Genomic DNA, 26,828 nt, shown 5'->3' with positions numbered 1-26,828 from the left:
GATTCCGTGAGAGTCGCGATCAACGTGCCGCGGCGGCTGCGCTGCCGGCGCGGCGCATCATTTCGCTGGCGAGGCCATCATAGGCGAGCGCGCCACGCGATTCGGGATCATAGAGGTTGATCGGCTTGCCGTGGCTCGGTGCCTCGGCCAGGCGCACGTTGCGCGGGATGATCGAGCGCAAGACCTTGTCGCCGAAATGCTTGGTGAGTTGCAGCGAGACTTCGTTGCCGAGGTTGTTGCGGGTGTCGTACATCGTGCGCAGCAGCCCTTCGACTTCGAGCTTGGGATTGAGGCGCATGCGCACGGCCTTGATCGTGGTGAGCAGGTCGGAGAGACCTTCCAGCGCGAAGTACTCGCACTGCACGGGAATCAGCACGCCATGCGCGGCGGTGAGCGCATTGACGGTAAGCAGGTTGAGCGTGGGCGGACAATCGATGAGCACGATGTCGTAGCGATTGCCGAGCTTGGCGAGGTGCTCCTTGAGGCGCGATTCGCGCGCAAGCGCATCCATCAGCTTGAGTTCGGCGGCAGTGAGATCGGCATTGCCGGGCAAGAGGTCGAAGCCGGCCTCGGTACCCACGATTGCATTTTCGATCGGCGCTTCGTCCAGCAACACTTCGCAGCCGCTCGGTTTTGCCGTGCGCTTGTCCACGCCCGAGGCCATCGTCGCATTGGCCTGCGGATCGAAATCGACCAGCAGCACACGCCGCGACGGGCCGGCCAGCGCGGCGGCGAGATTGACTGCCGTCGTCGTCTTGCCGACGCCGCCCTTCTGATTGGCGATCGCGATGATGCGCGTCATGGCTGTATCCGGGTTGCTGAAGCGCCGACTTCATGGTCGGGGCCGGCAATTATCACCACGCAGCGCTCGGCGTCCAAACCGGGCACCCGCAGCGGGCGAACTTCGAGCACCCGGAACGGCGCCGGCACCGCTGCCAGTTCCTCGGCGGTCACGCGCCCCTTGAGCGCGAGCCAGCGCCCGCCAGGCGCGAGCAGGTGGCCGCCCCAAGCCAGCATGTCGGCGAGGCTGGCGAAGGCGCGCGCGGTGATGCAGTCGAAGCTGCCGGCCACGTTTTCCACGCGACTTTCGACCACCTGCACGTTGTCCAGCTTGAGTTCGCGCACCGCAGCGCGCAGGAAACGCGTCTTCTTGCCGTTGGAGTCGACCAGGGTCACCGTGCGCTGTGGCGCGGCAATCGCCAGCGGAATCCCGGGCAGGCCCGGGCCGGTGCCCAGATCGGCAAGCGTTGCGCCCGAAACGCAGGGCGCCACGGCAAGCGAATCAAGCAGGTGGCGGGCGACCATCTCCAGCGGCTCGCGTACGGCCGAGAGGTTGTAGGTGCCGTTCCAGCGCGCGAGCAGGACAAGGTAGTCGAGCAGACGTTCGACCGCCGGCTCGGCAAGATCGCAAGGCAGCGCGGCCAGTCCCGCGACGAGGCGCTGGCGCAGCAAATCGCGGTCGGTCATGGGCAGGAAAAATACTCGGGCCGCGCAGTATCAGCTGCGCGCGCCGGACAAATCCAGCGCTTCAGGACAGGTCGACGCGGGCGACGATGAGCCCGCACTCGCGCAGGCGCTCGTTGAGGCCACGCTTGAGCCAGCCTGCACGCTCCTGGGTGGATGCGGGGAACTCACTCGCCGCAACCAGTTCGCGGGTGCGTGCGCGCAGCACGCTGCCCGTATCGTCGAGCAGGCGGTCGGCACGTTCCGGATCGAGTACCTGGAAGTAGATCGTCGCCTGCAGGGCGCTGCCATCGCGCTCGAGGTCATCGATGCGCAGGGTGGTGCCGGCAAGACTGATCTTGCGCGCCACGCGCTCGAGCAAGGGCAGCATCAGGTGCATTCCCGGCCCAATGTGTCGCTCGTGGCCGCCGATGCGGCGCAGCGCGACGATCTGCCCTTCAGGGATGCGCAGCACCGAGGCGGCAAGGAGAACCAGGCCGACCGCAATGCACAACATCCAGACCAAGGGCGAGAACATCGGATGTTTTCCAGAATGAACAACGAGTTAAACAACAAACCTCATGTTGGCGCATGAAACCACAGTCCCGGCGCCATAACAAGGATTTAACTGAATTTTCCCTGCATGAGTGATCCGTGTCCGGACCTGACGCACAAATCAATCGTGACCGCGTTGGCAATGCATCGGCCGTGCCAACGGCAGCTCGCAGTACACTGGCAATCCCCTTTTCATCGCCGCTCACAATGGCCTATCCGCACACCCGTCTGCGCCGCATGCGCCGCGATGCGTTTTCGCGCGCACTCATGCGCGAAACCGACCTCTCCCCGACCGACCTGATCCTGCCGGTATTCGTGCGCGAGGGCCGCGATGTCGCCGAAGCGGTTCCGTCGATGCCGGGCGTCGAGCGCGTTTCGATCGACCGCCTGCTGCGCGTGGCCGAGCAGGCGCAGATCTTGGGTGTGCCCGCGCTCGCGCTGTTTCCGGTCACACCGCCCGAAGTGAAATCACTCGACGCGCATGAGGCCTGGAACCCAGACGGCCTCGCCCAGCGCGCGGTACGCGCACTCAAGCAGGCGTTCCCCGAACTGGGCGTGATCACCGACGTCGCACTCGATCCCTTCACCACGCATGGTCAGGACGGACTCATCGATGACAGCGGCTACGTCGTCAACGACACCACTGTCGCGGCGCTGGTGAAACAGGCGGTGTCGCATGCGCAGGCCGGCGCCGACATCGTCGCCCCCTCGGACATGATGGATGGCCGCATCGGCGCGATTCGTGTTGCGCTCGAGGCCGCCGGTGAGATCAACACGCGCATCCTCGCCTACTCGGCCAAGTACGCCTCGGCGTTCTACGGCCCGTTCCGCGATGCGGTCGGCTCGGCCGGCAACCTCGGCAAGGGCAACAAGTACAGCTACCAGATGGATCCGGCCAATTCCGACGAGGCCCTGCGCGAAGTCGCGCTCGACCTCGAGGAAGGTGCCGACATGGTGATGGTCAAACCCGCGCTGCCGTATCTGGACATCGTGCGCCGCGTGAAGGAACGCTTCGGCGTGCCGACCTTCGCCTATCAGGTCAGCGGCGAGTACGCGATGCTCAAGGCCGCCGCCGCCAATGGTTGGCTCGACGAACGTGCCTGCGTGCTCGAAGCCCTCACCGGCATCCGCCGCGCGGGCGCCGATGCGATCCTCAGCTATTTCGCGCTCGATGCCGCGCGCTGGTTGCGCGAATCGGCGTGAGCAGGCGACGCGCGCGCGCCGCATGAAGCACTACGCCGTCTTCGGCCAACCCATCACGCACTCGCTCTCGCCGCGCATCCACGCGGCATTTGCTGCGCAGTGCGGGATCGAATTGGAGTACCGCGCGATCGAAGCGGGGCGTGATGATTTTGCCCGCGTGCTCGATGCGTTCATGCGCGACGGCGGCGTGGGTGCCAACGTCACCCTGCCGCTCAAGGAAGATGCGTTCGCGCTGTGCGCGGCGCGCAGCGCGCGTGCGCAGCGTTGTGGCAGCGTCAATACGCTGATCCGTGACGGCACGCAGTGGCGCGGCGACAGCACCGACGGCAGCGGTTTGCTGCGCGATCTGCGCGAGCGCCACGGCTTCGAATCCCGCGATCGACGCGTGTTGTTGCTCGGCGCCGGTGGTGCCGCGCGCGCGGCCGCATTTGCGCTGATCGATGCGGGCGTGCGCGAACTCTTGATCGCCAATCGCAGCGACGGGCGCGCATTCGCACTGGCCGATGTACTCGGCCCATGCGCAGCGGCTTGCCCACTCGATGGCATCGCCGATCAGGGCAACTTCGACCTCGTCATCAATGCGACCGCAGCGGGGCATGGCGGTGGCGCGTTCACCGTGCCGGCACCGCAAGTTCAAGCGCACACGTTTGCCTATGACCTGTCCTACGGAAAGGCTGCGCAGCCCTTTCTCGATTGGGCGCGCAGCGCAGGCATCGCGCGCAGCAGCGACGGTCTGGGCATGCTGGTGGAACAGGCTGCCGATGCGTTCGAGCTGTGGCATCGCGTGCGTCCCACCACGGCATCGGTCTACGCGATGCTGCGCGCTTGACGATGGACTGCCGCGCACACTGTGGCGCTTGTTGCATCGCGCCGTCGATTTCCTCGCCGATCCCGGGCATGCCGCATGGCAAACCCGCGGGCATCCCCTGCGTGCAGTTGCGCGATGACTACGCCTGCGCGATCTTCGGTCAGCCCGAGCGACCTGCGGTGTGCCGCGCACTGCGCCCATCGCCTTCGATGTGCGGGCGCAGCCGCGCGGAAGCGCTCGCGGGATTGACTGCGCTGGAACAGGCGACCGCGCCGCATTGAGACCCTGCACGCAAACGAGGTGTCGAACATGGAACAGGCATTCTGGTTGCAGCGCTGGCGCGAGGGCCGCATCGGCTTCCATCGCGCCGAAGTGATGCCGCTGCTCGAAAAACACTGGGGCGCGCTCGCGCTCGCCGCGGGCAGTCGCGTGTTCGTGCCGCTTGCGGGCAAATCGCTCGACGTGCTCTGGCTTGCCGCACAGGGGCATCGCGTACTCGGCGTGGAGCTCTCGCCGCTCGCGATCGAGCAGTTCTTCAGCGAGCACGGGCTGACGCCGCAGGTGCACACTTCGCGCTACGGCACGCACCATGTCGCCGGCGACATCGAGCTGATCTGCGGCGATGCCTTCGCGCTCGATGCGCAAGCCTTGGCCGAATGTGTGGGTGTCTACGATCGCGCCGCGCTGATTGCACTGCCGCCGCCGATGCGTGCGCGTTACATCGATGAACTCTATGCCAGGCTTCCGATCGGCTGCCACGGACTGCTGATCACGCTCGAGTATCCGCAGGCGGAAAAACAGGGCCCGCCGTTTTCGGTCGAGGAAGGCGAGGTGCGCTCACGCTTCGCGCCGCGTTGGTCGGTCGATCTGCTCGAACGCCGCGATATCCTCGCCCACGAACCCGGATTCGGTACCAGCGCGCTGGCGACCGCGGTGTATCGCCTGCAGCGAGTGCGTTGACGGTGTGCAAGGCAGTGCAAAGACGGCGCCGCGTCCGTGGCGTCGGCGTAGGATGGTCGGCCCAAACCCGCTCGCATCCGCATGAACCCTGCACGCCAGATCGAACGCGCGCAGCGCCTGCTCGCGCTGCATGACCGCAAGCGCGTACTGCTGTTGCCCAATGCCTGGGACGCCGGCAGCGCGCGCCTGTTCGATGATCTCGGCTTTGCCGCGATCGCCACCACCAGCGGCGGCATGGCCTGGTCGCTCGGTCATGCCGATGGCGAACAACTGCCGCTCGCGGACATCCTCGCGGCAACTCGCCGCATCGTCGGCGCGACACAGTTGCCGGTGACGGTCGACTTCGAGGGTGGCCATGGCGCCACAGCCGAAGCGGTGGCCGCGAACGTGCGCGCGCTGATCAGCACCGGGATCGCCGGACTCAATCTCGAAGACGGCATCGAGCATCGCATCTTGCGCGACGTCGATGATGCCGCCGCGCGCATCGCCGCGGCCCGCGCCGCCGCACAGGCCAACGGCGTGCCGATCGTGATCAATGCGCGCGTGGATGTGTGGATGGTCGGTGGCGATGCCAGTGACGACGTGCGCTTCGCTGACGCCATCGTCCGAGCGCGGCGCTATCTCGCCGCAGGCGCCGATTGCATCTATCCGATCGGCCTCGCCGATCCGGCGATGATCGAGCGCTTCATCGCCGCGCTCGATGCGCCGGTCAACATCGGCGCGCGCGTCGGCCTGTCTGCGCTAGACGAGCTGCAGCGCATCGGCGTGGCGCGCGTGAGCAGCGCGACACGGCTGGCGACGATTGCCTATTCGGCTGCGCGCGCAGCCGCGGTCAACTGGCACGACAGCGGCCGCTGCGATGGCCTCGATGCGTCGTTCGGCTACGTCGACATGCAGCGCCTTTTCACCTGATTCCAGATCCCTGCGGAGCAAGCCCATGAAGCAACGACTCGACTACAGGAACGCCTCGCCCGAAGCCTTCAAGGCCTTGCTCAACACCGAGATGCAGGTGCACAAGAGCGGGCTGGAAGAATCCCTGATCGAACTGGTGAAGACGCGCGCTTCGCAGATCAACGGCTGCGCCTATTGCCTGGACATGCACACCAAGGACGCGCGTGCGCTCGGCGAAACCGAGCAGCGCCTGTACCTGCTGTCGGCATGGCGTGAAGCGCCCTGCTACAGCGAACGCGAACGCGCCGCACTGGCGTGGACCGAAGCGGTCACCGAGATCGCGATGACCCAGGAAATTTCCGACGAACTGTACGCGCAAACGCACGCGCACTTCGACGACAAGGGCATCGTCGATCTCACGCTTGCGGTAATCGCGATCAACGGCTGGAACCGCATGGCGATCGCGTTCCGCTCGAAGGTCGGCGACTACGTGAGCCCGCACGGCAAGAAGCGCTGAGATTTTCGGTCAAGGCGCCGGCACCGGACTGGGCGCAAGATTGTGGGGACCGATCCACCCAACCTGATGAGGTGTCCGAGATGACCACGAAAGCCTGGGGCGCACACGCCGGCAACAAGCCGCTCGAATCCCTCGACATCGTGCGCCGTGCGCCCGGCGCACGCGACGTGCAGATCGAGATCGACTGGTGCGGCGTGTGCCATTCCGACCTGCACACGGTCCGTTCGGAATGGCCGGGAACGCGCTACCCCTGCGTGCCGGGCCACGAGATCGTCGGTCATGTCAGCGCGGTGGGCAGCGCAGTGACCGGCTTCAAGGTCGGTGACACGGTGGGTGTCGGCTGCCTGGTCGGCAGTTGCCGGCATTGCGGATCCTGCGCTGAGGGTCTGGAGCAATACTGCGAAAACGGCTTCGTCGGTACCTACAACGGTCCGACCGCGGATGCACCGGGACACACCTTGGGCGGCTATTCGCAGCGCATCGTCGTCGATCAGCATTTCGTGCTGCGCGTCAGCCACTCCGAAGATCGGCTCGCCGCGGTCGCGCCGCTGCTGTGCGCAGGCATCACCACCTATTCGCCACTGCGTCACTGGAACGCGGGTCCGGGCAAGAAGGTCGGCATCGTCGGCATCGGCGGACTCGGCCACATGGGCATCAAGATCGCGCATGCGATGGGGGCGCATACGGTCGCCTTCACCAGCAGCGAAGGCAAGCGCCAGGACGCTCTTGCACTGGGCGCGGACGAAGTGGTGACTTCACGCGACGGCGCACAGATGAAGGCGCAGGCAGGCAGCTTTGATCTCATCCTCGACACCGTCGCTGCGAGCCATGACCTGGATGCGTATTCGAACCTGCTCAAGCGCGATGGCACCTTGGTACTGCTCGGCGTACCCGCGCAACCGCATCCGACACCGAACATCGGCAGCCTCATCTTCCACCGCCGCGCGATTGCCGGCTCCTTGATCGGCGGCATCGCGCAAACCCAGGAAATGCTCGATTTCTGCGCCCAGCACGACATCGTGTCCGACATCGAAATCATCCGCGCACAGGACGTGGACAAGGCCTACGAACGCATGTTGCGCAGCGATGTCAAATATCGCTTCGTGATCGACACCCGGAGTCTGGCCGGCTGAGCAAGCGCCTGGGTGTTCCCGTGGCGCCTGGCGCGAGTCGCGGCTGCCGCCGCTCGTGCGGGGTTCGGTTGTCATGATCTCGTGGCTTTGGTCGCGGCTGCCGCCGCTCCTACACCGCGCACAGGTGATGGTGGCGCTCGTCCACGATCCGTTTGCCGTTGTAGGAGGGCCGGAAGGCCCGACCGATGCATGACGTGTGCGCGCAGCGCGATGGTGTGCGGCATTCGTCGCGGCTGCCGCCGCTCCTACGGGGTTCGGTTGTCATGATCTCGTGGCTTTGGTCGCGGCTTCCGCCGCTCCTACATGACAAGCCGGTGCATGGCAAGGTCGCGGCTTCCGCCGCTCCTACACCGCGCACAGGTGATGGTGGCGCTCGTCCACGGTCCGTTTGCCGTCGTAGGAGGGCCGGAAGGCCCGACCGATGCATGACGTGTGCGCGCAGCGCGATGGTGTGCGGCATTCGTCGCGGCTTCCGCCGCTCCTACGGCGGCGTTTGCATCGCTTCGAGATAGCGATTCTTGAGCCGCACGTAGTGCTGGGCCGAGTAATGCAGGCGCTCGATCTCGGTTTCCGACAGCCGGCGCACGCAACGTGCGGGATTGCCCAGCCACAACTCGCCCTCGCCGACCTGTTTGCCCGGCGTGACCACCGCGCCGGCGGCGATGATCGCGTGATCGTGCACCACCACGCCGTCCATCAGCGTCGCGTGCATGCCGATCAGGCAGGCATTGCCCACCGTGCAGGCGTGCAGGATCACGCCATGACCGACGGTGACATCGGCGCCGATCAGGAGCGGAAAGCCGCCCGGCGTATACGGGCCGTCGTGGGTCACGTGCAGGATGCTGCCGTCCTGGATGCTGGTGCGCGCGCCGATGCGGATCCAGTGCACATCGCCGCGCACCACCGCGCAGGGCCAGATCGAGGCATCCTCACCGATCTCGACATCGCCGATCACCTGCGCGGCCGGATCGACATAGACGCCGGCGGCCAGACGCGGGCTGATGCCTTGGTAGGGTCGGATGTTCACCGTGAACCCATTGCGACGAAGGGGGTCGGACAAGGCTAGCAAAACCGCACCGCGGCGCGCTGCCGTGGTCGCATTTCCCGCACAGGCGCGTGCACGAGTCATCGTCCGCATGTTCGGTGACACCCTGCCACCTGCGCTTGATTTCATCCGCCCGACGCGCCACGTTGTGCGGCTGTGCCCATCGGTCATCGACGCATGAACCCAGACAATCCCCTGCTTGCCGATTCTGGCTTGCCGCGCTTCTCCGCAATCCGCCCCGAACACGTCGAACCCGCGATCGATGCAGTGCTCGCCGATTACCGCGCCGGCATCGACGCCGTGCTGGCAAGCGCGGCGCCGCGTGATTTCGCCAGCGTGATCGGCCGTGGCGAATCACTCGAGGATCGTCTCAACCGGGCCTGGGCGCCGGTTTCGCACCTGCACGGGGTGGCCGACTCGGAAGCACTGCGCAAGGCCTATGCGGCCGCGCAGGAGAAGATCGTCGAGTTCAGCAGCGAGCTCGGCCAGAACCGTGACTTGTTCGCCGCGGTCAACGCGGTGGCGCAGCGGCCCGACAGCACCGCACTGCCAGCGGCCGCGCGCGCCCTGCTCGCGCACGAGCTGCGCGACTTCCGCCTTGCAGGCGTCGCGCTCGAAGAGCCCGCGCGCACGCGCTTTCGCGAGATCTCCAGCATCCTGGCCAAACTCGCCACGCAGTTCGAGGAAGCCGTACTCGATGCGACCGATGCCTGGAGCGAGTCGATCCACGACGAAGCGGCGCTCGCCGGCATCCCCGAATCGGGTCGCGCGGTGCTGCGCGCCTATGCACAGGAGCAGGGCGAAAACGGCTGGCGCGTCACGCTCAAGCAACCCAGCGTGCAGGCGGTGCTGACGTTTGCGGACGACCGCGCCTTGCGCGAACGCGTCTACACCGCCTACCAGACGCGCGCCTCCGACCAAGGTCCGCATGCCGGTCAGTTCGACAATTCCGCGCGCATGGAGCAACTGCTCGCGCTGCGTCACGAAGCGGCGCAACTGCTCGGCTTCCACGATGCGGCCGAGGAATCGCTGGCGACCAAGATGGCGCCCACGCCGGACAGCGTGCTCGCGTTCCTTCGCGATCTGGCCGCGCGTGCCAAGCCGGTCGCACAGCGTGAGTTCGACGAGTTGCGCGCGTTTGCGCGCGAGCACCTGGGCCTGGCCGAGCTGGCCGCATGGGACGTGGGCTACGCGGCCGAGAAATTGCGCGAGCGCAAGTACGCGCTGAGCGAGGAAGAGCTCAAACCCTATTTCGCGCTCGATGCGGTCCTCGAAGGCCTGTTCGCGATCACCGGCCGCATCTTCGGCGTGTCGCTCAAGCCGCGCAGCGATGTCGATGTCTGGCATGCCGACGTGCGCTATTACGATCTGGTCGACGCCGATGGCACGGTGTTCGCTGGCGCGTATTTCGACCTGTATGCACGTGCCGGCAAGCGCGGCGGAGCGTGGATGGACGTGTGCATCAACCGCTTCGTCGATGCCGATCACCGACAACTGCCGGTTGCCTTCCTCACCTGCAATTTCGCGCCGCCGACCGCGAGCGCGCCAGCCCTGCTCACCCATGACGACGTGCTCACGCTGTTCCACGAGTTCGGCCACGGTCTGCATCACCTGCTCACCGAAGTCGACCTGCCAGGCGTCGGCGGCATCAATGGCGTGGAGTGGGATGCGGTCGAATTGCCTAGCCAATTCATGGAGAACTTCGGCTGGCAGCGCGAGGCGCTCGATCTGTTCGCGCGCCACTGGCAAAGCGGCGAGCGTTTGCCCGACGAGCTGTTCGCGCGCATGCAGGCAGCGCGGCATTTCCATGCCGGGCTGTTTCTCGTGCGCCAGCTCGAGTTCGGTCTGTTCGATTTCCGCATCCACCGCGAATACGACCCCGCACGCGGCGCGCGCGTAATGGAGATCCTTGGCGAAGTGCGCAGTGAAGTCGCGGTGATCGAACCGCCCTCGTGGCAGCGGTTTCCGCACGCCTTCACCCACATCTTCGCGGGCGGATACGCGGCGGGCTACTACAGTTATCTGTGGGCCGAGGTGCTCTCGGCCGATGCCTTTGGACGCTTCGAGGAAGAGGGCGTATTCAACCCGGCGACGGGTGCGGCCTGGCGCCGGAGTGTCCTTGCGGTGGGCGCCTCGCGCCCCGCGCTCGAAAGCTTCATCGCGTTTCGCGGCCGCGCGCCCACGCCCGATGCCTTGTTGCGCAGTTACGGGCTGGCGGCATGAGACGCATGCACGGTTGTCGCGGGGGACGATGGTAGGATGCCGCGCGCCGCGACCGGGAGCCGAAGCGACATGCACGCCCATCCGCATGAACCCCACCGCAGCGGCCGCGTCGGCTGGCTGCGCGCGGCCGTGCTCGGCGCCAATGACGGCATCGTCTCGACCGCGAGCCTGATCGTCGGCGTGGCCGCGGCCGGCTCCTCGCAGCAGGCGATCGTGCTGGCTGGCGTGTCCGGGCTGATTGCGGGCGCGCTGTCGATGGCCGCGGGCGAGTATGTTTCGGTGAGTTCGCAGGCCGATACCGAAGATGCGGATCTGGCGATGGAACGGCGCCAGCTCGAACGCTCGCCCGAGGCGGAGCTCGACGAACTGACCGAAATCTACGTGCAACGTGGACTTGACCGCTCGCTCGCGCGGCAAGTCTCGGAGCAGCTCACCGCCCACGATGCCTTGGGCGCACATGCGCGCGACGAGATCGGCATCACCGAAGAATTGCGCGCGCGCCCGCTGCAGGCGGCGCTGGCCTCGGCAGCCGCGTTTGCCTCTGGCGCGACCTTGCCCTTGCTCGCCGTGTCGATCGCGCCGCTGGCAAGGATCGAGTGGGTCGTGCCTGCGGCGTCATTGTTCGCGCTGGCGCTGCTCGGTGCGCTCTCCGCGCGCGCGGGCGGCGCATCGATCCCGCGCGGCGTGCTGCGCGTGACGCTTTGGAGCGCCTTGGCGATGGCAGCCACCGGCCTGATCGGGCGCTTGTTCGGCAGTTGAGGCTGCCGCCATTCGCCCGTGGGTCGGGCTTGAGCCCGACGTGGGCAATTCCGGCGCGCAGAGAGTCGGGATGAATCCCGACCCACATCGGCCCCGCGGATGAATCCCGGCATCGCCGCCATTCGCTCGTGGGTCGGGCTTGAGCCCGACGTGGGCAATTCCGGCGCTCAGAGAGTCGGGATGAATCCCGACCCACACCGGCCCCGCGGATGAATCCCGACCCACATCGGCCCGGCGGATGTATCCCGCCCACACCGCGCTCGCGCGTTGCGTCACAAGCCTCCCGCGGCTTGCGCCACCGCGCGAAACAGGGCGCGGCCCTTGTTCATCGTCTCCTCCCACTCCTTGGCGGGATCGGAATCGAACACCACGCCGGCGCCGGCCTGCACGTGCAGGCGGCCATCCTGGATCACCGCGGTGCGGATCGCGATCGCGGTGTCGGCATCACCATTCCAGCCGATGTAACCGATCGCGCCCGAATAGATGTTGCGCTTGTGCGGTTCGAGTTCCTGGATCACCTCGATCGCGCGGATCTTGGGCGCACCGCTCACCGTGCCGGCAGGAAAAGTCGCCTTGAGCACGTCCATGTAGGACAACCCATCGCGCAGTTCGCCTTCGACCTGGCTGACGATGTGCATGACGTGCGAGTAGCGCTCGACGATGAAACTCTCGGTGAGCTGCACGCTGCCGGTCTTGCTGACGCGGCCGACATCGTTGCGGCCGAGATCGATCAGCATGAGATGCTCGGCGCGTTCCTTGGTGTCGGCGAGCAGTTCCTGTTCGAGCGCGAGGTCTTCCTCGGCGCTATGGCCACGACGACGCGTGCCCGCGATCGGTCGCACCACCACGCGGCCCTGCTTGAGGCGCACGAGGATTTCCGGTGAGGAACCGACGATCTGGGTCGCGCCGAGATCGACGAAGTACATGTAGGGCGAGGGATTGAGCGCGCGCAGCGCGCGATAGACATCGACCGGCCGTGCATGGAACGGCACCGACAGGCGCTGCGAGGGCACGACCTGGAAGATGTCGCCGGCGCGGATGTAGTCCTTGGCCTTCTCCACCACCGCTTCGAACTCCTCGCGCGTGAAGCTCGACCGGAAGTCGGCTTCCTCGAGCGCCTTGGGATCGAGCACGTCGGGGTAACCCGAAGCCGCGTGGCGCAGACGGAACACCAGTTCATCGAGGCGGCGCTGCGCGCGCGCATAGGCCTGCGGCTGCGCCGGATCGGCGTGAACAATCAAGTACAGGCGACCCTTGAGGTTGTCGAACACCGCGACTTCCTCGCTGAGCATGAGCAGTGCGTCGGGTGTACCCAGATCATCACGCGCGTTCGAGCGCGCGAGGCGCGGTTCGATCCAGCCGATCGTCTCGAAACCGAAATAGCCGACCAGTCCGCCGCTGAACGCGGGCAGGCCCGCGACCGGGGCGACGCGATAGCTCGCGCGGATCGCCTCGACTTCGGCCAGCGGGTCGTCGACTTCGCGCGATTCAACCGTTTCGCCGAGCTCCTCGATCGACAACTGGTGTCCGCGCAGCGCATGCACACGCCGGCACGGCAGGCCGATGATCGAATGCCGGCCCCAGTTCTCGCCGCCCTCGACCGACTCGAACAGATAGGCGTAGGGCCCGTCGGCGAGCTTGAGGTAGACCGACAGCGGCGTGTCGAGGTCGGACAGCACCTCGCGCACCAGCGGGATGCGGTTGTAACCCTGCGCGACGAGGGCATCGAAGTCTGGGCGGCTGATCACGGGCGAACGTCCTGCGGTGGCGCGACCGGCAAAGATAGAGCAAAAGCGGGCGCAGGAATCATTCGCCCGGATCGGTACTGCCTGCCCGTGCAGGGGATGCCTGCCGCGGGTGGGCTTTGAGGTCCCGCGCGCGCGACCCGCTCGCCATCGCGCCAGCCTCGCGCTGGCAGTCGGACGCATCCGAGGCTGTGACTGCGTCGGCACGATGACTGATGGTCATTGGACAGTTGCCGCTGGACGTGCTCGACTCGCGGCGCTACCGCCGGCTGCGAACGCACCGCGACTGGCGGGCACCGCACGTGCAGCGGGTTCAAGGCTTGACCGTGCACCTGCTCCACTTTCCCGACCACGGAGACACACCATGTCACCACACCTCATCGGATGGCTGCTCGTGCCCGCGTCCCTGGGCGGCATGGCCTGGGAGCTGAACAAGCTGAGGCTGTCCCGGGCCACCGCAAAGTGGAAGCGGGTCCCGTGCACCATCGCGAGCATCAAGACCAGCGAGGAAGGCTCCGGTCTCTCCGGAGAGGCGCAGTTCAAGGTCGAGGCAAGTTACAGCTATCGGGTCGGCGGCAAGGAATACCGCTCGACGAAGGTGAGCAACGGACACAGCGAGTTCCTCTCGCGCGCGGAAGCGGCCAAGCTCACCGCGGGCATCCCCGCGAAGGGCGCCTGTTTCGCCTACGTCAACCCGGACGATCCGCAGGATGCGGTGCTGGTGGCAGGCGCCGATACCTCCATTTACCAACAGCTGGCCCTCATCGTTGGCCTGCTCGGCCTTGGAATCTTTCTGGTCATGACTTGAGCCCACGCGGTGCCCTGCCTGCCGAACCGGGCAGGCGGACGCGATGCGGCCGCAACGGGACGACGACGGGCGTGCATCGCGCAGCGTGGTCAGCCGCCTTCGAAAGCGTCCTCGAAGATCTGGTCGGCGATGATGCGCAGCGCGGGTTCGCGCACGATGTCGTGCTGCATGCTGCCGGCGGGCAGGTCGCGGCCCCAGTAGAGCTCGACATGGGTGGCCGAGCTGCCGACCAGCGGATGCGGTTCGACGTCGTCCTCGTTGGGGGTGGTGGTGATCGCGAGCGCCGGTTCCCAGTTCACGGCATCGACCGATCGGCGTACGGCGAGATCGAAGCCATTGCCGTTCTGGCGGATCCAGAACAGTGCGAACGCGCCATCGGGCATCACCACGGGCAGGGAATCATGATTGTTGCCGGTGATCGCGAAATCCTGCGCGGCGGCGCTCCAGTCACGCAGGTCGGGGCTGGTCTTGACGTACAGTTTGAGCGCGCTGCTGCCGACTTGATAGCTGGCCAGGTACAGGCCGTCACTCTCGCGATAGGCAATGCGCGGCAACTGGCTGCCCGCTGCGATCAGCGTCTTTTGCATATCCCAGCTCGCGCCGCCGTCGCTCGACTGCGCGAGGTAGCTGCCGCCGGACAGGCGCTGGTAGCTCATCGTGAGGGTGCCGTCGGCGTGGCGGATCACGTGCGGGTTGATCTCGCCGCTTTGCGCCCAGCCAAGGTCAAGCTGTGCCTGTTCGCTGAAACTGATCCCGTCGGTGCTGGTCGCGCGCCACAGCCGATAGCTGCTGCCGACGCCCTTGAGGTAGAACAACGCGTAGTCAGCCGGTCCGTTCTGCACCAGCGCCGGATGGCGCTCGTTGGCGCCGCTGGCGATGATCGCGGTCGGTGTGCTCCACGTCGCGCCGTCATCGCTTGAGCGGGTCAGCCACAGATCGCCGGAAAACGTCGATGGATCGAGCCGTTCGAACACCACGACGCGGGCGCCATCGTCGCTGGAACGAATCACGGCGGGTTGATAGTCGATCGCCGGACCACTGGTGAGGTTCTCCACCGCTGCCGCGGGCGCGGCGGCGGCAAGCAGGACGGCGATGATCCAGGGTTCACGCATCGGAACTTCCCTCGCTCAAGCGTCGGCGTGGCATCGCCGACAGGGTCATCTGGAATTCGACGCCGCTGCCATCGGCGAGATTGGCGGCCGCGGCGCGGCCCTGGTGCAACTGCGCGACCAGTCGTACGACATACAGCCCAAGGCCCAGATGCGGCGCAAGGCCGACGCGTGGCGCGCGGCGTTCGCGTACCGAGACCAGCGAGTCAAACAGGCGCTCCTGCATCGCTTGCGGCAGCAAGGGGCCGGAATTGGCCAGGCGGATGCGTGCTGCATCGTCGCCAAGGGCTTCGAGGCTCAAGGCGATCCAGCCCTCGGCAGGCGTGAACGAACAGGCGTTGTCGAACAGTTTGTCGAGCGCTTGTGCGATGAGCTCGGGCGCGCCATGCATCGGCAGCGGCGCGGCAGGCAGGTTCAAACGCAGGTCACGCGGTGCGGCCAGTGCGCGATAACCCTCGGCACAGCCGGCCACCAGCGCGCGCAGGTCGAAGTCCTCGGCTTCGGCCGCTGCGATGGCACGTTCGACGCGGCTGGCCTCGCTCATCGCGCGCACGATGGTGCCGAGACGGTCGGCGCCGTCGCGGGCGCGCACGAGATACGGCCGCGCGTCGGCGGGCAGGCCCTGGTGCTCGAGATTGTCGAGTGAGGATTTGACGATCGCCAGCGGCGTGTTGAGCTCGTGCGAAAGCTTGGAGGCGAGCGTGCGCAGGTAGTCGGTGTAGGCGCCGACCTCGTCGAGCAGCTTGCCGAAACTGCGCGCGAGATCACCCAGCTCATCGCGCGAACGCACCAGCGGCAAGGGACCATGCAGCTGGCCGGAATTGCGAGTGGCCTGCTCGGCGGCATTGCGCAGGCGGCGGATGCGCCAGGACAGCAAGGCGCCGAACAGGAACAGGATCGCCACGGCGATCGCCAGCGCGATGAAGGTCGCCGAGATCAGTCCCGACATGGCACGATCGGCGAGCAAAGGCAGGGTGCGATTGGCTTGTTCGAGCAGCAGGGCGCCGCGCAGCGAGCCATCGATCTGCAGCGGCACGCTCGCTGCGAGCAGGGTGGCGCCATTGTCTCCGGCCGCGCGCCAGCTCAATGCGGGCACCCCGGACAGGGCCTGCCAGATCTCACTCGCATCGAGCCGCGGCCGGTTGCCGTCGAGCTGGCCTGAGCCGGAAAACGCGGGCGCGATGAAGTGGCGATACAGCCAAGCCGACAGCCAACCCGGTTGTGGATCGACGCCGCTGCCGACCAGGCTGCCGGCATCGGCAATCACCCAGCCATCGGTGCTGACCACACGCGCACGAGCCTGCGACGGCAACATCGCCTGCAGACGGCGAGCGAGCGCTTCGTCGTAAGCGACGAGGGTGCGCAGCTCGACCGGATCCGCGTGTGCCTGCGCGGAATCAACAACGGCGATGCCAAGGCGCTCGGGCAGCTGCGCCGCGGCGATGCGCACTTCGATGCGATAGCCCGAGCCATCTTCCTGCATGGCGCCGGCAAGGGTCGCGGGCAGATCGGGCGCATCGCCTTCTCCCGGGGCGAGGAAGCTTCCCGGCGCGGCGCCGACCAGGCGATAGCGGCGGCTCTGCCCGCCACGCTCGAGCACGAGATGGACATGGTCGCCACTGACGCTGCGCGGATCGGCCGGATCGAAACGGGCGCGCGTGGCGTCGCGCACTTGCGCCAGCAGATACAGGTCGCCGTCACGGCGAGCCAGCGCCACCTGCAGTTTCCGTGCGTCACTTGCCGGACCCAGAGCCTGCAGGTAGGGCCGCAGCGCGCTCCAATCGTCGGCGTAGCCATCGACGCTGATCGCTTCGCGCGCGCGCTGGGCGTAGAGCACGCCGCCGGCGGGCAGATCGATCGAGCGCGCGAGCAGGGCCTTGGCGAACATCGAGGTCGACACCAGCCAGGCCTGCTCCTGGCCTTCGCGCAGCAGACGCTCGGTCTGGCCGACGAATTGCCAGCCGGCCCACGGCAACGCGAGCGTGCACATCGCGGCGAGCAGGAGTTTGAGGCGCAGGGACATCGGTCGGGATCAGGCCGGCAGCGCAGGCAGGAAGCGAAGGGACGTGCCCCCCATCGTGTTCCCAATATGCAATGGAGGAGGCAAAACCTGCAGCTGGGCGCTCGCCAAAGGCCCCGTCATCCGCGACTGCTCCAGCGATAGCCGGCGCCGTGCACGGTATCGATCGCATCGAAGGCGGGATCGATGGCGAGGAATTTCTTGCGGATGCGCTTGATGTGCGAGGTGATGGTGGCGTCATCGACCACCACCTGGGCATCGCGCATGAGCTGGTCGCGGCTCTTCACATGGCCGGGAAAGCGCACCAGGGTGTGCACCATCCAGAATTCGGTCACGGTGAGCGGTACGTCGATGTCGTTCCAGGTCACGCGCATGCGTTCGGCTTCGAGCTTGAGCGGCCCCTGGCTGATGATGCTGTCAGCCAGAGCCGGTTGGCGCAGCGCATCCATGCGTCGCAGCAGTGCATTGATGCGCGCGGCGAGCTGATGCAGTGACACATCCTTGGCGAGATAGTCATCGGCGCCCAGACGCAGGCCGGAAATCACGTCGAAATCCGAATCGCGCGCGGTGAGGAAGAGGATCGGCAAGGTCGGCGCTTGCGCACGCAGCGTGCGACACAGCTCGAAACCGCCTTCCGGCTCGTCGCCGAGTCCCACGTCAATGATCACGAGGTCAGGCAAGCGCTGGGCAAAGGCGGCCTGGGCAGCAGGGCGCGAGGCATGGCCGCGCACTTCGAAACCCAGGCGCGCCAAGGCCTCGACGTAGTTGGCGCGGATCAGGGGCTCGTCTTCGACGATGGCGATGTGGCGCGGCATGGGCTGACTCCGTGGATGCACTGCCAGCTTACGCGGCGCGCGCGGGCGCGCAATGGCGGCGCGAGCGGGATCAGCAAATTGCCACAACTGGTCAGCATCCACGCCCGATGCGGGCCGGCTCCGGGCCGGCGCGCGCGGTGGAATGAAATCGACCCGATCCAAGGGCATGCAGTCCACACCCGAGCCAGGGATGGCGCCCCGATCATCATTCCACCGGAGTTGCCGGCATGAAACAGATTCAGTCCACGGCCGAACGCGAGCGTCCCGATCCCGATGCCGAACTGCATGCACGCGAACGCCTGCGCATCCTTTTCGCGCTCGGCTCGCTCCTGCTCGGTTTCGTCGCCGCGCTGCATTGGTAGCCGCCGCGACGCGGGCGACGTGCCCGCGCCAGACCCGACAACCCAATCCGTCTGCTTGCGCCCCCCATTGGAGACCAACATGAAACTGCGTCATCACGATCATTGCGCGACGGTCAGCGAATCCTTCGATTTCGATCAGGACTTCTGGCTGGGTGCCGAAGCGATGGTCGCTCCGAATTGTCTGGCCTTTGCGCTCGAATCACCGACACACGCCGCGAGCATCGACGAAGTCGATCCGTCCTGGCTGGTGATCTGAACCCGCAGCGGACAACGCTTGCGTCACCCGCGCCGGAGCGAGCCCCTTCCTCCCTCCAACATCCGGCGCGGTTCTTTTTTCGTAATGAATGGATCAAGCCGCGCTGGCGATCGCCGCCTGCATGTGCTGGATGACCGCGGCGTAATCGTCGGCGCCGAACACCGCCGAGCCGGCAACGAAGGTGTCGGCGCCCGCGGCGGCAATCTGCGCGATGTTGTCGACCTTGACGCCGCCATCGATTTCCAGACGAATCGCGCGGCCACTGGCGTCGATGCGGCGCCGCACCTCGCGCAGCTTGTCGAGCGCGCCCGGAATGAAACGCTGCCCGCCGAAGCCCGGATTGACCGACATGATGAGCACGAGGTCGAGCTTGTCGAGTACATGATCGAGCCAATTGAGCGGCGTGGCCGGATTGAACACCAGGCCGGCCTGGCAGCCGGCGTCCTTGATCAGGGCAATGGTTCGATCGACATGCTCGCTGGCTTCGGGATGGAAGCTGATCAGACTCGCGCCGGCCTTGGCAAAGTCGGGCACGATGCGGTCGACCGGCTTGACCATCAGGTGCACGTCGATCGGCGCTTTCACGCCGTGCTTGCGCAGCGCTTCGCACACCAGCGGGCCAATGGTGAGATTGGGCACGTAATGGTTGTCCATCACGTCGAAATGGATCCACTGCGCACCGGCGGCGACCACCGCGTCGACTTCGGCGCCCAGGCGGGCGAAATCGGCGGAAAGAATCGAGGGGGCGATGATCGGGTTCTGCTTGGCCATGTCGGTTCCCGGGTGGCGACTGGGCAGCTGCGCCCATGCCGGTTTCAAAAAGTACCGCGCTCGCCCTTGATGTGGTCGTAGGCGGCGTTGATCTCGCGCGAGCGTTCCTCGGAGCGGCGTTTGACTTCGTCCGGCACGCCACCGAGTTTGTCGGGGTGGTGCTGGCTCATGAGACGGCGGTAAGCACGCTTGATTTCGCTGTCACTCGACGCGCGGGTAACCCCCAGCACCGCATAGGGGTCGACTTCGGAGGGCCGCCGCGGTGGCGGCGCCGCTTGCTCCCAATCGTAGCGCTGGCGCTGTCCCCCTTGGCGCGCATGCTGGGCTTGGTGCCATGCCGGGCCGTAGCCTTTCATCGCCGACAGCGCCACGAGCTCGGGCTCGCTCACGCCCAGCGACAGACACAGTCGCCGAACCAGGGCGAGCTTGGGTTCGACCAGCAGACCCTCGGAATAGACGAGGTCGAGCAGCAGGTCGAGCACGATGAAGGCGTGGTCACGGCGACCGCGGCACCAGCTCTTGAGCTCGGCCAGCGTGCGCGCGATGTTGAAATCGGCCTGCTTGCCTTCGTTGAAGCGCCGACGCGCCTGCGCCTGCTGCGTCTCATCGAGATTGAGCCGGCCCATGAGGGCCTCGGCGGCGGCGATCTCGGCTTCGGACACCCGGCCATCGGATTTGGACAGCGCACCGGCCAGCGCGAACAGTGGTTCGACGAAAGCATTGCCCAATGGCGGCTGGGACGACCTGCCGAAGGTGCTGTCGTAGAAATGACCGAGGATGACACCCACGATCAGGCCAATTGGATTGTGGAACAGGATCAGGCCGGCGAGGCCGCCAACGATCTTGCCGACGATGTTCATCGGGGCGGCACTCCGCACAAGGGTCGGCACAGGCAGCGGGCGCATTGGGCAGCGGTGTGGATCATGCGGACCGGCAGGGCGGAAAACCGCGATTCTAGCAAGTCGATGCAAGGACTCGATGCCGGCCAAAGGCAACGCGAAACAGCGTCACGCTGGCTACAATGACCGTTTTCCAGCCGCGGAAGATCCAGCGTGCCGACCGTCCTCGTGCAATCCGATCTGCCTGGCCTGCAACTGCTTCACCGCGGCAAGGTGCGCGATGTCTACGCGGTATCGGCCGATGAGCTGTTGATTGTCGCGAGTGATCGGCTCTCGGCGTTCGACGTGGTGTTGCCCGACCCGATCCCGGGCAAGGGCGAAATGCTCTGCCAGATCTCCAATTTCTGGTTTGCCAAGACCGCGCATCTGATGCCCAACCATCTGACCGGCCGCAGCGTCGAAGCGGTGTTGCCTGCCGGCGTCGATGCAAGGCTGTATGCCCGGCGCAGCGTGGTGGCCAAGCGCCTCAAGGCGCTGCCGGTCGAAGCGATCGCGCGCGGCTACCTGATCGGTTCGGGCTGGAAGGACTATCAGTCGAGCGGGCAGGTCTGCGGCATCCGTCTGCCCGCGGGATTGCGCCAGGCCGAGCAATTGCCGCAAGCGATCTTCACGCCCTCGACCAAGGCCGCCCTGGGTTCGCACGATGAAAACGTGAGCTTCGATGCGCTGGTGGCAACGATCGGGGCGGACTTGGCCGAACAGGTGCGTGAGGCGACGCTGGCGATCTATCGCTTTGCTGCCGCGCACGCTGCGCAGCGCGGCATCCTCATCGCCGACACCAAGTTCGAGTTCGGTACCGACGCCGCGGGCAAGCTCTACGTGATGGACGAAATGCTCACGCCCGATTCCTCGCGCTTCTGGCCGGCCGACGAATACCGCGTCGGCATCAGCCCGCCCAGTTACGACAAGCAGTTCGTGCGTGACTATCTGGAAACGCTCGACTGGAACAAGACCGCGCCCGGCCCGCACGTTCCCGCGCAGGTCATTGCCGCGACCGCGGCCAAATATGCGCAGGCCCTGCAACGGCTTGCCGGAATCACGCTCGACTGAACATCGCCGCGTTGCATCCCGGGCTTGGCCCGCACGCGATCTTGTTGCAAAACGAAACGCGCCCCGAAGGGCGCGTTTGCGTTGGCATCGAATCGGCGAAGGATCCGATTACAAGTCGTCCGGCGCCTCATGGTGGTCGGCCGCGGCTTGGGCGGCAGGTGCCGAGCTCGGTACCGGCTTGAGGATGCTCGAGTTGGTGACGAACAGCGCAAAGCCGTTGTAGGCGACGAAGCTCGCCATTTCACCCTGCATCTCGGCGGTCGCATACGGGAACGCGGTCGGATCGAGCAGCGAGCCGTGGGTCCCTTGCAGGAAGCGCGTGACCAGCTGGAAGCCGCCGCCACTGAGCACCACCGAACGATCGACCGCATGCAGCCCGAGCGCGGCGATCAAGGGCTCGGTGCCCGACAGTGGCGCACCCGGCACCACGTTCGGGATCACCTGGTCGGGCGCAGCCGCATCACCGCCCGGGAGGCTTGCGCCACCAACCACTTCGTTGACGAGGATGTTCTTGAACGACTCGTTGCTGCGCACGGCTGGATCGACCAGGGTGCCATTGCCGGCGTAGTTGATCGGATCGCCCGAATCGATCGAGGTTTGCGCAGCGAGCATGAACGAGTCATAGGCGGGCGTGCCGGGCGTGAGGCCCGCAGCCGCCAGACCGAAGCGGATCACCGGACCGAAGGTCGGCGAGCCATCGAGCAACCGCACGATGCCACCGCCGGGCACGTTGAGCACGGCGGCCTTGATGGTTGGATCCACCGCCATCACCATCGTGCCGGTGATCGAGCCCAGCGACTGGCCGACGAAACGCGTCTGGCTGGCATCGACATTGGGCAGGCTCACCGCGGAACGCGCGAGCTGCATGTCGTCGACCACGCCTTGCCGCAGATTGTCGCGCGAGGTGAGCAGGCTCTTGAGGTTGATGAAGTAGGTGCCCGATGGATCGATTGCGCCGTCCGGACCCTGCGCGCCGGTGCCGACGTTCTGCAGGTCGAGATTGAAGGTGCGTTCGACCACGCCGGCCTGACCCAGCGGTGAGCCCGGGCTGACATAGAACGGGTTGCTGGCGTCGGTGAGGCCATGCAGCGGCAGGTCGATCGCGACCACCGCGAAGCCCTGTGCGGCGAGCGTACCGGCAATCGCGAACATGTCGGTGCGATTGCGCGTGATGCCGTGCTGGAAGATCACCAGCGGCCAGCCCGCAGCCGGCTTGGTCTTGCCCGAGGCGGCATTGGGCAGGGTCAGGAGCAGCGGCACCTTCTGCGTCGAGGTCGCCACCGGCATCGGATTGCAGGCAGTGAGGTTGGTTGAGGTCGGATCCAGCCCGAAGTTCGCGCATTGCGGGATGTAGGCACCCGGCGCGGCATTCCAGTTGGTGGTCAACGGCAGCGTCGGGTTGGTCGCACTCGGCGCGGTGAGGTAATAGGGCAGCTCGAGGCTGCCGACGTAGATGTCGGCGATCGGCGGCAGGCCCATGCCCAGGCTGCCCAGGGTCATGCCGGTGGGCGAGGCGAACGCCGCGGTCGGCGGCGTCGCGCGGATTTTCGCGCTCAGTGCCTGCAGCGTGGGCGTGATCGACTGCGTGGTCGCGGTCCACGACATCGCGATCGAACCGGCAGCGATCCCGGCGCCCTGTGCCGCGGCTTCCTGCGCATTGACCAGCTGGCGCAGCGGTTCGAGCTGGCAGGCGGTCGCGGCGGGCAGGAAGGCGACGGTCGACTGCCCGCCTGAGCACAGCGGACGCTTGCCGGTGGCGAGCAGATAAGTGAACGAGCCGCGCACGTTGCCGCCCGCGGCGTCCTTGACGCCGTTGGTGACCACGGCCATGTACGAGGTGCGCTGCTTGAGCGCCTTGGTCGGCACGATCGCGAGCGTCTTGCCCGTGCTGTCGGACGGGGCCAGCACGGCGACGAATTCCGCAGGCGAGGCGAGTTCCCGCACGATGCCGGTGACCGCGCCCGCGGGACCGCTGAGCGTGACCTCGTACAGGTGCACGTTGCCGGCCAACGAGGCGGGGTTGATCGGTGCCGAGAAGCTCATCGACCACGGCGCGGTGGTGCTGAAGCCATCCTGCGCGTTCATTGCCTTCTTCGGCCCGGCATCGGCGGCGGCAGGGTCGAAGGGGATATTGAGCGTGAGATCCGTAGTCCCGGCGAACAACAGGTTGTTCGGGAACGGAATCACACTGTGGGCGGGATCGAACCCGGCCACGGTATGCGGCGCAACCGGCGCGGTGTAGTCGTAAGCCAGCGCCTGACCGGCCGCGAAAACCCCCAGTGACAGCGCGACGGCGGTCGCGCTTGCGATCATTCGAACCTGCATGGAAATACCCTCTGCGTGCGTCCGGCTGCGAAAGAAAAAACCCCAAGAACGCAGCATCTTAGGCGCTTCAATCGAGGCTTGGCAACGCTGCACTGCGGCGAAATGCGGTGGCGTATGGTTTGGCCGCCACGCGCCTCGTCGGGGCCGTCTGCCTGCGTTTCAGGGCGCCTCGATCTGCAGCAGGCCAAGGGCTCGACCATGACCATCGCGCACGCCGTCCTGAAGTTCGGCCAAGCGCTGCAACGAAGGACACAGCGCCTGCACCTGCGGCCGCAGGTGTTGCAAGGTGCGCTCGATGCGTGGCTGCAACTGGGCAGCAAGCGTGCCGGCCTGCGCCGGCAGCTCGAGCGCTCCCTGCACATCCCCATCGAGTGCAGCGGCCACACTGCGCTGGGCGGTGTCCTGCGCGAGCACCTTGGCGACATCGTCGATGACGCCCTCGATCTCGGCTTCGAACGCAGCCGATTGCCAGTCGCGCGTGCTGGTGCTGCGCTCGATGCGCTGACGCAGCGCGGTCGCCGCCTGCGCCAGACGTTGATGGACCTGCGTGCGTGCCTCGGCGCCTGGCGCCAGTTCATCGAACTGGCTGCGCACGCTCGCTTGCAGCAAATCGACGCCACGCAGGGCGACGGCCTTCACGCGCGGCACCAGCGCGCGCAGCTCCTGATCGAACAGCACCAGGCGATCGCGACCTTCGGTATCGAGCGCAACGCGCACGCCGTCGACGCGCAGCTCGCCGCGCTGCCACGACACCCGGTGCGGCACCGGCTCGGCCCGTTCGAACACCAGCGCGTCGGGCGTGAGGCTGAGGTCGTAGCTGCTGCCGGCGCGGCAGACCGTGTTCAATTCCTCGAGGCCGTGTGCGGCCGCGGGCCTTGAGCCCGGCAACAGGCACGCCGCGAGGCCAACAACGATTGCGTACTTCATCGCCACTCCCGACCCATTACGACCTGCCGACCTGCGCCAGCCTCCGAAATCACCCCGCAATCGCCGCTGAACCGCTCAGGAGTGGCCCAGCCATCGCGCAGCCTCGGGGGAGAAGCTGCGGGGTTGCCAACCCAGCTCGGCCATCGCGGCGTGATTGTCGGCGAGCAGATCAGCGCGCAGGCGGCCCAGCAGGGCCGGTGTCGGCGCGGCCAGCCCGACGGCACGGGCGAGGCGGGCACAGCCGGCGAGCAGCGACAGCGGAACCGGCACAGCCAGGCACGTCGCATCGAGCGAGCGACAGCTGCGCTCGATCATCGCCGCAAAGCTGAGCTGCTCGGCGCCGCCCAGTTCGTAGCTGCGCCCGGCTGCGGTCGGGCAAGCCGCGGCAGCGACACAGGCGGCAGCAACATCGTCGGCATGCACCGGTTGGCGCAGACCGCTGGCGCCCAACAGCCGCGGGTACAGGCGCCAACGCCGCGCGAAACGCACGATCGGCGTCAGCGAGCGATCACGGCCCGTGCCATAGATCAGGGTCGGCCGCAGGATCACCGCTGCTGCGCCGCGCTGCACAGCCACGGCGAACACGGTTTGCTCGGCTTGGCGCAAGCGGCTTGCCAGTGCCTGTTCGGCGGCATCCTCGGAGTGCTGCTTGCTGAGCGCGCTCATCGAACTCACCGCAACCACACACGCGGCGCCAGTCGACGTCGAGGCATACCAGCGCGCAAAGGCATCGAGCGGGCCACAGCTGTAGATGACTTCGAGCGCAGCCGGCACTGCAAAGCCGTGATCGAGGTTGCCTTCGATCCAGTGCACGGCCGGACCGGCATTGCGCGGCGGCCTGCGGCTGAGTGCATGCAGTTGCAGGCCCTGCGCCTGCAGGCGCGGCAGCAGGAATTGGCCGATCGCCCCGCTGCCGCCAAACAGCAGGCCAGAGGCCATCTTCAGACTTCCGGGTCTGCCTCGGGCTTGCCTTCCTCGACCACGGCCCCTGCCGGCGCGGCGACCGCAAGACTCGCGCGCACGGCATCAAGCGTTGGCGCGTTGCGGCTCAGGGCGGCCTTCTGCACGGCCTGGCGCGCGGCAAACAAGGGTTTGCGGGCGGCATCGATATGGCCGAGCGCGGCGGCCTGTGTCTGCTCGTCGGCACCAATGAGCATCTCGACCGGCTGCAGGCAATGCTGGATCGCCGCGTCGTAGGCGCGATTGCGCTCGCGGTATTCCTCGAGCTGCGCCGCGAGCTCGTCGAGCTGGGCGCCGATTTGCGCGGTGTCGATCGCCGGCGCCGGTGGCATCGGCGGTGGCACGGCCACCGGCATGGATGGCGCCTCGGTCACCGGATTGGCGACGCGCTCGGCATGCAGCGTGTCCAGCTCGTTTTCCAGATCGATCTTCTCGTAAAACAAGGCATCGGCCCGTGCGCGCGAGCCGCGCCAGGCATGCACGAGCCAACTCGCCACCAAGGCCACCACCAAGGCCACCAGCCAACCAAGCCACTGCATCGCCACCCTCCAGCCTAATCCACCCCCCGTCCGAATCATCGCACGGGTCACGCGCTTGCGCGCAATTTTGCCAAGAGCGTCACAGTCGCCGCACGCCGAACTGGAAGCGCATTTGGTCGATAATCGGCGTTCCACCGATTGCGGAGACCTCCGATGCGCTTTGCCCTGTGCCTTGTCTTGCTGCTTGCCGTACCCGCCTTTGCCCATGAGCACGCCGATCATGCGGCGCCCAAGCACGAGAAGATGCCGGCGGCTGCCACACCCGTGCAGACCACCGCCGAGGGCGCGGTCTATGGCGCGAAACTGCCCGCTGACGTGCCGGCAGCCGTCAGTCTCGATGCCGTCGTCGCCAAGCCGGAACCCCTGCTCGGCAAGTCCGGCGCCTTCAGCGGTCGCATCACACAGGTCTGTCAGCAGATGGGCTGCTGGATGGTGCTCACGGCCGAAAACGGCGAGTTCGTGCGCGTGAACATGCACGAACATGCCTTCAGCATTCCCAAGGACGCCAAGGGTGACGCGATTGCCTACGGCACGCTCAGCCGAAAGGAGCTTTCGGCCAAGGAAATCGAGCACCTCAAGAAGGACGGTGCCAAGGCACCGGCCACCAGCGAACTGCAGATCGATGCGAATTCAGTGCTGATCCGCAGCGCACCCTGAGCACCGTTTCGGCGCAAGGCCAGCGCGCGGCCACGCCGCGCGCGATGC

General features: G+C 66.7%; 28 protein-coding genes. 14 read left to right on the top strand and 14 right to left on the bottom strand.

Annotated elements, in window-relative coordinates; all coding sequences use genetic code 11:
• Positions 1-19: 19 nt before the first annotated feature.
• From KF759_RS05170 to KF759_RS05160, 3 genes are all read right to left on the bottom strand, one after another.
• On the bottom strand, positions 20-802 hold the full coding sequence (locus KF759_RS05170) for an AAA family ATPase (protein ID WP_291223342.1): 783 nt from the start codon (positions 800-802) through the stop codon (positions 20-22).
• Positions 799-1,467, bottom strand: coding sequence for a 16S rRNA (guanine(527)-N(7))-methyltransferase RsmG (gene rsmG / locus KF759_RS05165; RefSeq protein WP_291223341.1), 669 nt, complete (start codon positions 1,465-1,467; stop codon positions 799-801). Before rsmG ends, KF759_RS05170 begins: the two co-directional genes overlap by 4 nt.
• Positions 1,468-1,528: 61 nt before the next feature.
• Positions 1,529-1,981 (bottom strand): hypothetical protein, encoded by a 453-nt coding sequence (locus KF759_RS05160; RefSeq protein ID WP_291223340.1) that lies wholly within the window; start codon positions 1,979-1,981, stop codon positions 1,529-1,531.
• A 224-nt stretch (positions 1,982-2,205) separates the two neighbouring features.
• Between KF759_RS05160 and hemB the strand changes: the two genes are divergently transcribed.
• The 7 genes from hemB to KF759_RS05125 all read left to right on the top strand — a co-directional run bounded on the left by hemB (position 2,206) and on the right by KF759_RS05125 (position 7,510).
• Positions 2,206-3,201 carry a porphobilinogen synthase gene (gene hemB, locus KF759_RS05155; protein ID WP_291223339.1) on the top strand — a complete coding sequence of 332 codons (996 nt, stop codon included), beginning with the start codon at positions 2,206-2,208 and terminating at the stop codon, positions 3,199-3,201.
• A gap of 22 nt (positions 3,202-3,223) precedes the next feature.
• The gene (gene aroE / locus KF759_RS05150) at positions 3,224-4,030 is read left to right on the top strand and encodes a shikimate dehydrogenase (protein WP_291223338.1); all 807 of its coding nucleotides are present in this window, start codon (positions 3,224-3,226) and stop codon (positions 4,028-4,030) included.
• Positions 4,031-4,032: 2 nt separating this feature from the next.
• Complete coding sequence (locus KF759_RS05145; RefSeq protein WP_291223352.1) at positions 4,033-4,290, top strand: YkgJ family cysteine cluster protein; 258 nt, start codon at positions 4,033-4,035, stop codon at positions 4,288-4,290.
• Positions 4,291-4,318: 28 nt separating this feature from the next.
• A complete protein-coding gene (locus tag KF759_RS05140; protein WP_291223337.1) occupies positions 4,319-4,969 on the top strand; it encodes a thiopurine S-methyltransferase in 651 nt (216 codons plus the stop codon).
• Between the two features lie 81 nt (positions 4,970-5,050).
• Positions 5,051-5,881 (top strand): isocitrate lyase/phosphoenolpyruvate mutase family protein, encoded by an 831-nt coding sequence (locus tag KF759_RS05135; protein ID WP_291223336.1) that lies wholly within the window; start codon positions 5,051-5,053, stop codon positions 5,879-5,881.
• Between the two features lie 25 nt (positions 5,882-5,906).
• On the top strand, positions 5,907-6,377 hold the full coding sequence (locus tag KF759_RS05130; RefSeq protein ID WP_291223335.1) for a carboxymuconolactone decarboxylase family protein: 471 nt from the start codon (positions 5,907-5,909) through the stop codon (positions 6,375-6,377).
• Positions 6,378-6,457: 80 nt separating this feature from the next.
• Positions 6,458-7,510: an NAD(P)-dependent alcohol dehydrogenase gene (locus KF759_RS05125; RefSeq protein WP_291223334.1), complete on the top strand. Its 1,053-nt coding sequence runs from the start codon at positions 6,458-6,460 to the stop codon at positions 7,508-7,510.
• Positions 7,511-7,991: 481 nt separating this feature from the next.
• Here KF759_RS05125 and KF759_RS05120 read toward each other — a convergent pair whose 3' ends face one another.
• Entirely contained in the window at positions 7,992-8,537 is a 546-nt protein-coding gene (locus KF759_RS05120; RefSeq protein ID WP_291223333.1) for a gamma carbonic anhydrase family protein, read from the bottom strand.
• Between the two features lie 195 nt (positions 8,538-8,732).
• Between KF759_RS05120 and KF759_RS05115 the strand changes: the two genes are divergently transcribed.
• Both KF759_RS05115 and KF759_RS05110 read left to right on the top strand, forming a co-directional pair.
• The gene (locus KF759_RS05115; protein ID WP_291223332.1) at positions 8,733-10,778 is read left to right on the top strand and encodes a M3 family metallopeptidase; all 2,046 of its coding nucleotides are present in this window, start codon (positions 8,733-8,735) and stop codon (positions 10,776-10,778) included.
• Positions 10,779-10,847: 69 nt separating this feature from the next.
• The gene (locus KF759_RS05110) at positions 10,848-11,537 is read left to right on the top strand and encodes a VIT family protein (protein WP_291223331.1); all 690 of its coding nucleotides are present in this window, start codon (positions 10,848-10,850) and stop codon (positions 11,535-11,537) included.
• A 272-nt stretch (positions 11,538-11,809) separates the two neighbouring features.
• On the opposite strand, the gene trpE is transcribed toward KF759_RS05110, so the two are convergent.
• Entirely contained in the window at positions 11,810-13,285 is a 1,476-nt protein-coding gene (gene trpE / locus KF759_RS05105; protein WP_291223330.1) for an anthranilate synthase component I, read from the bottom strand.
• A 361-nt stretch (positions 13,286-13,646) separates the two neighbouring features.
• Between trpE and KF759_RS05100 the strand changes: the two genes are divergently transcribed.
• The gene (locus KF759_RS05100) at positions 13,647-14,090 is read left to right on the top strand and encodes a DUF3592 domain-containing protein (RefSeq protein WP_291223329.1); all 444 of its coding nucleotides are present in this window, start codon (positions 13,647-13,649) and stop codon (positions 14,088-14,090) included.
• A gap of 89 nt (positions 14,091-14,179) precedes the next feature.
• Here KF759_RS05100 and KF759_RS05095 read toward each other — a convergent pair whose 3' ends face one another.
• The 3 genes from KF759_RS05095 to pdsR all read right to left on the bottom strand — a co-directional run bounded on the left by KF759_RS05095 (position 14,180) and on the right by pdsR (position 18,034).
• On the bottom strand, positions 14,180-15,202 hold the full coding sequence (locus KF759_RS05095) for a sialidase family protein (protein WP_291223328.1): 1,023 nt from the start codon (positions 15,200-15,202) through the stop codon (positions 14,180-14,182).
• Positions 15,195-17,222, bottom strand: coding sequence for an ATP-binding protein (locus KF759_RS05090; protein WP_291223327.1), 2,028 nt, complete (start codon positions 17,220-17,222; stop codon positions 15,195-15,197). The genes KF759_RS05095 and KF759_RS05090 overlap by 8 nt, the downstream gene beginning before the upstream one ends.
• Before the next feature lie 116 nt (positions 17,223-17,338).
• Positions 17,339-18,034: a proteobacterial dedicated sortase system response regulator gene (gene pdsR, locus KF759_RS05085; protein WP_291223326.1), complete on the bottom strand. Its 696-nt coding sequence runs from the start codon at positions 18,032-18,034 to the stop codon at positions 17,339-17,341.
• A 227-nt stretch (positions 18,035-18,261) separates the two neighbouring features.
• Here pdsR and KF759_RS05080 point away from each other — a divergent pair, with 227 nt between their 5' ends.
• The gene (locus tag KF759_RS05080) at positions 18,262-18,396 is read left to right on the top strand and encodes a hypothetical protein (RefSeq protein WP_291223325.1); all 135 of its coding nucleotides are present in this window, start codon (positions 18,262-18,264) and stop codon (positions 18,394-18,396) included.
• 79 nt (positions 18,397-18,475) lie between these two features.
• The gene (locus KF759_RS05075) at positions 18,476-18,652 is read left to right on the top strand and encodes a hypothetical protein (RefSeq protein WP_291223324.1); all 177 of its coding nucleotides are present in this window, start codon (positions 18,476-18,478) and stop codon (positions 18,650-18,652) included.
• 93 nt (positions 18,653-18,745) lie between these two features.
• Here the strand turns inward: KF759_RS05075 and rpe are convergent, their stop codons facing one another.
• Positions 18,746-19,423 carry a ribulose-phosphate 3-epimerase gene (gene rpe, locus KF759_RS05070; protein WP_291223323.1) on the bottom strand — a complete coding sequence of 226 codons (678 nt, stop codon included), beginning with the start codon at positions 19,421-19,423 and terminating at the stop codon, positions 18,746-18,748.
• A gap of 44 nt (positions 19,424-19,467) precedes the next feature.
• A complete protein-coding gene (gene djlA, locus KF759_RS05065; protein WP_291223322.1) occupies positions 19,468-20,283 on the bottom strand; it encodes a co-chaperone DjlA in 816 nt (271 codons plus the stop codon).
• Between the two features lie 192 nt (positions 20,284-20,475).
• Here djlA and KF759_RS05060 point away from each other — a divergent pair, with 192 nt between their 5' ends.
• Positions 20,476-21,372, top strand: coding sequence for a phosphoribosylaminoimidazolesuccinocarboxamide synthase (locus KF759_RS05060; RefSeq protein WP_291223321.1), 897 nt, complete (start codon positions 20,476-20,478; stop codon positions 21,370-21,372).
• A gap of 108 nt (positions 21,373-21,480) precedes the next feature.
• Here the strand turns inward: KF759_RS05060 and KF759_RS05055 are convergent, their stop codons facing one another.
• The 4 genes from KF759_RS05055 to KF759_RS05040 all read right to left on the bottom strand — a co-directional run bounded on the left by KF759_RS05055 (position 21,481) and on the right by KF759_RS05040 (position 26,123).
• The gene (locus tag KF759_RS05055) at positions 21,481-23,685 is read right to left on the bottom strand and encodes an Ig-like domain-containing protein (protein ID WP_291223320.1); all 2,205 of its coding nucleotides are present in this window, start codon (positions 23,683-23,685) and stop codon (positions 21,481-21,483) included.
• A gap of 171 nt (positions 23,686-23,856) precedes the next feature.
• Positions 23,857-24,624: a DUF2884 family protein gene (locus KF759_RS05050; protein ID WP_291223319.1), complete on the bottom strand. Its 768-nt coding sequence runs from the start codon at positions 24,622-24,624 to the stop codon at positions 23,857-23,859.
• A 75-nt stretch (positions 24,625-24,699) separates the two neighbouring features.
• Positions 24,700-25,563, bottom strand: coding sequence for an NAD-dependent epimerase/dehydratase family protein (locus tag KF759_RS05045; protein WP_291223318.1), 864 nt, complete (start codon positions 25,561-25,563; stop codon positions 24,700-24,702).
• Between the two features lie 2 nt (positions 25,564-25,565).
• Positions 25,566-26,123: a hypothetical protein gene (locus tag KF759_RS05040; RefSeq protein ID WP_291223317.1), complete on the bottom strand. Its 558-nt coding sequence runs from the start codon at positions 26,121-26,123 to the stop codon at positions 25,566-25,568.
• A 153-nt stretch (positions 26,124-26,276) separates the two neighbouring features.
• On the opposite strand from KF759_RS05040, the gene KF759_RS05035 reads away from it, so the two are divergent.
• Entirely contained in the window at positions 26,277-26,780 is a 504-nt protein-coding gene (locus tag KF759_RS05035) for a DUF4920 domain-containing protein (protein ID WP_291223316.1), read from the top strand.
• The last annotated feature ends 48 nt before the right edge of the window (positions 26,781-26,828 follow it).

Source organism: Dokdonella sp., assembly GCF_019634815.1.
GTDB lineage: Bacteria > Pseudomonadota > Gammaproteobacteria > Xanthomonadales > Rhodanobacteraceae > Dokdonella_A.
Note: the sequence above shows the minus strand (reverse complement) of the source record. Positions and strands in the feature narration are given on the sequence as shown.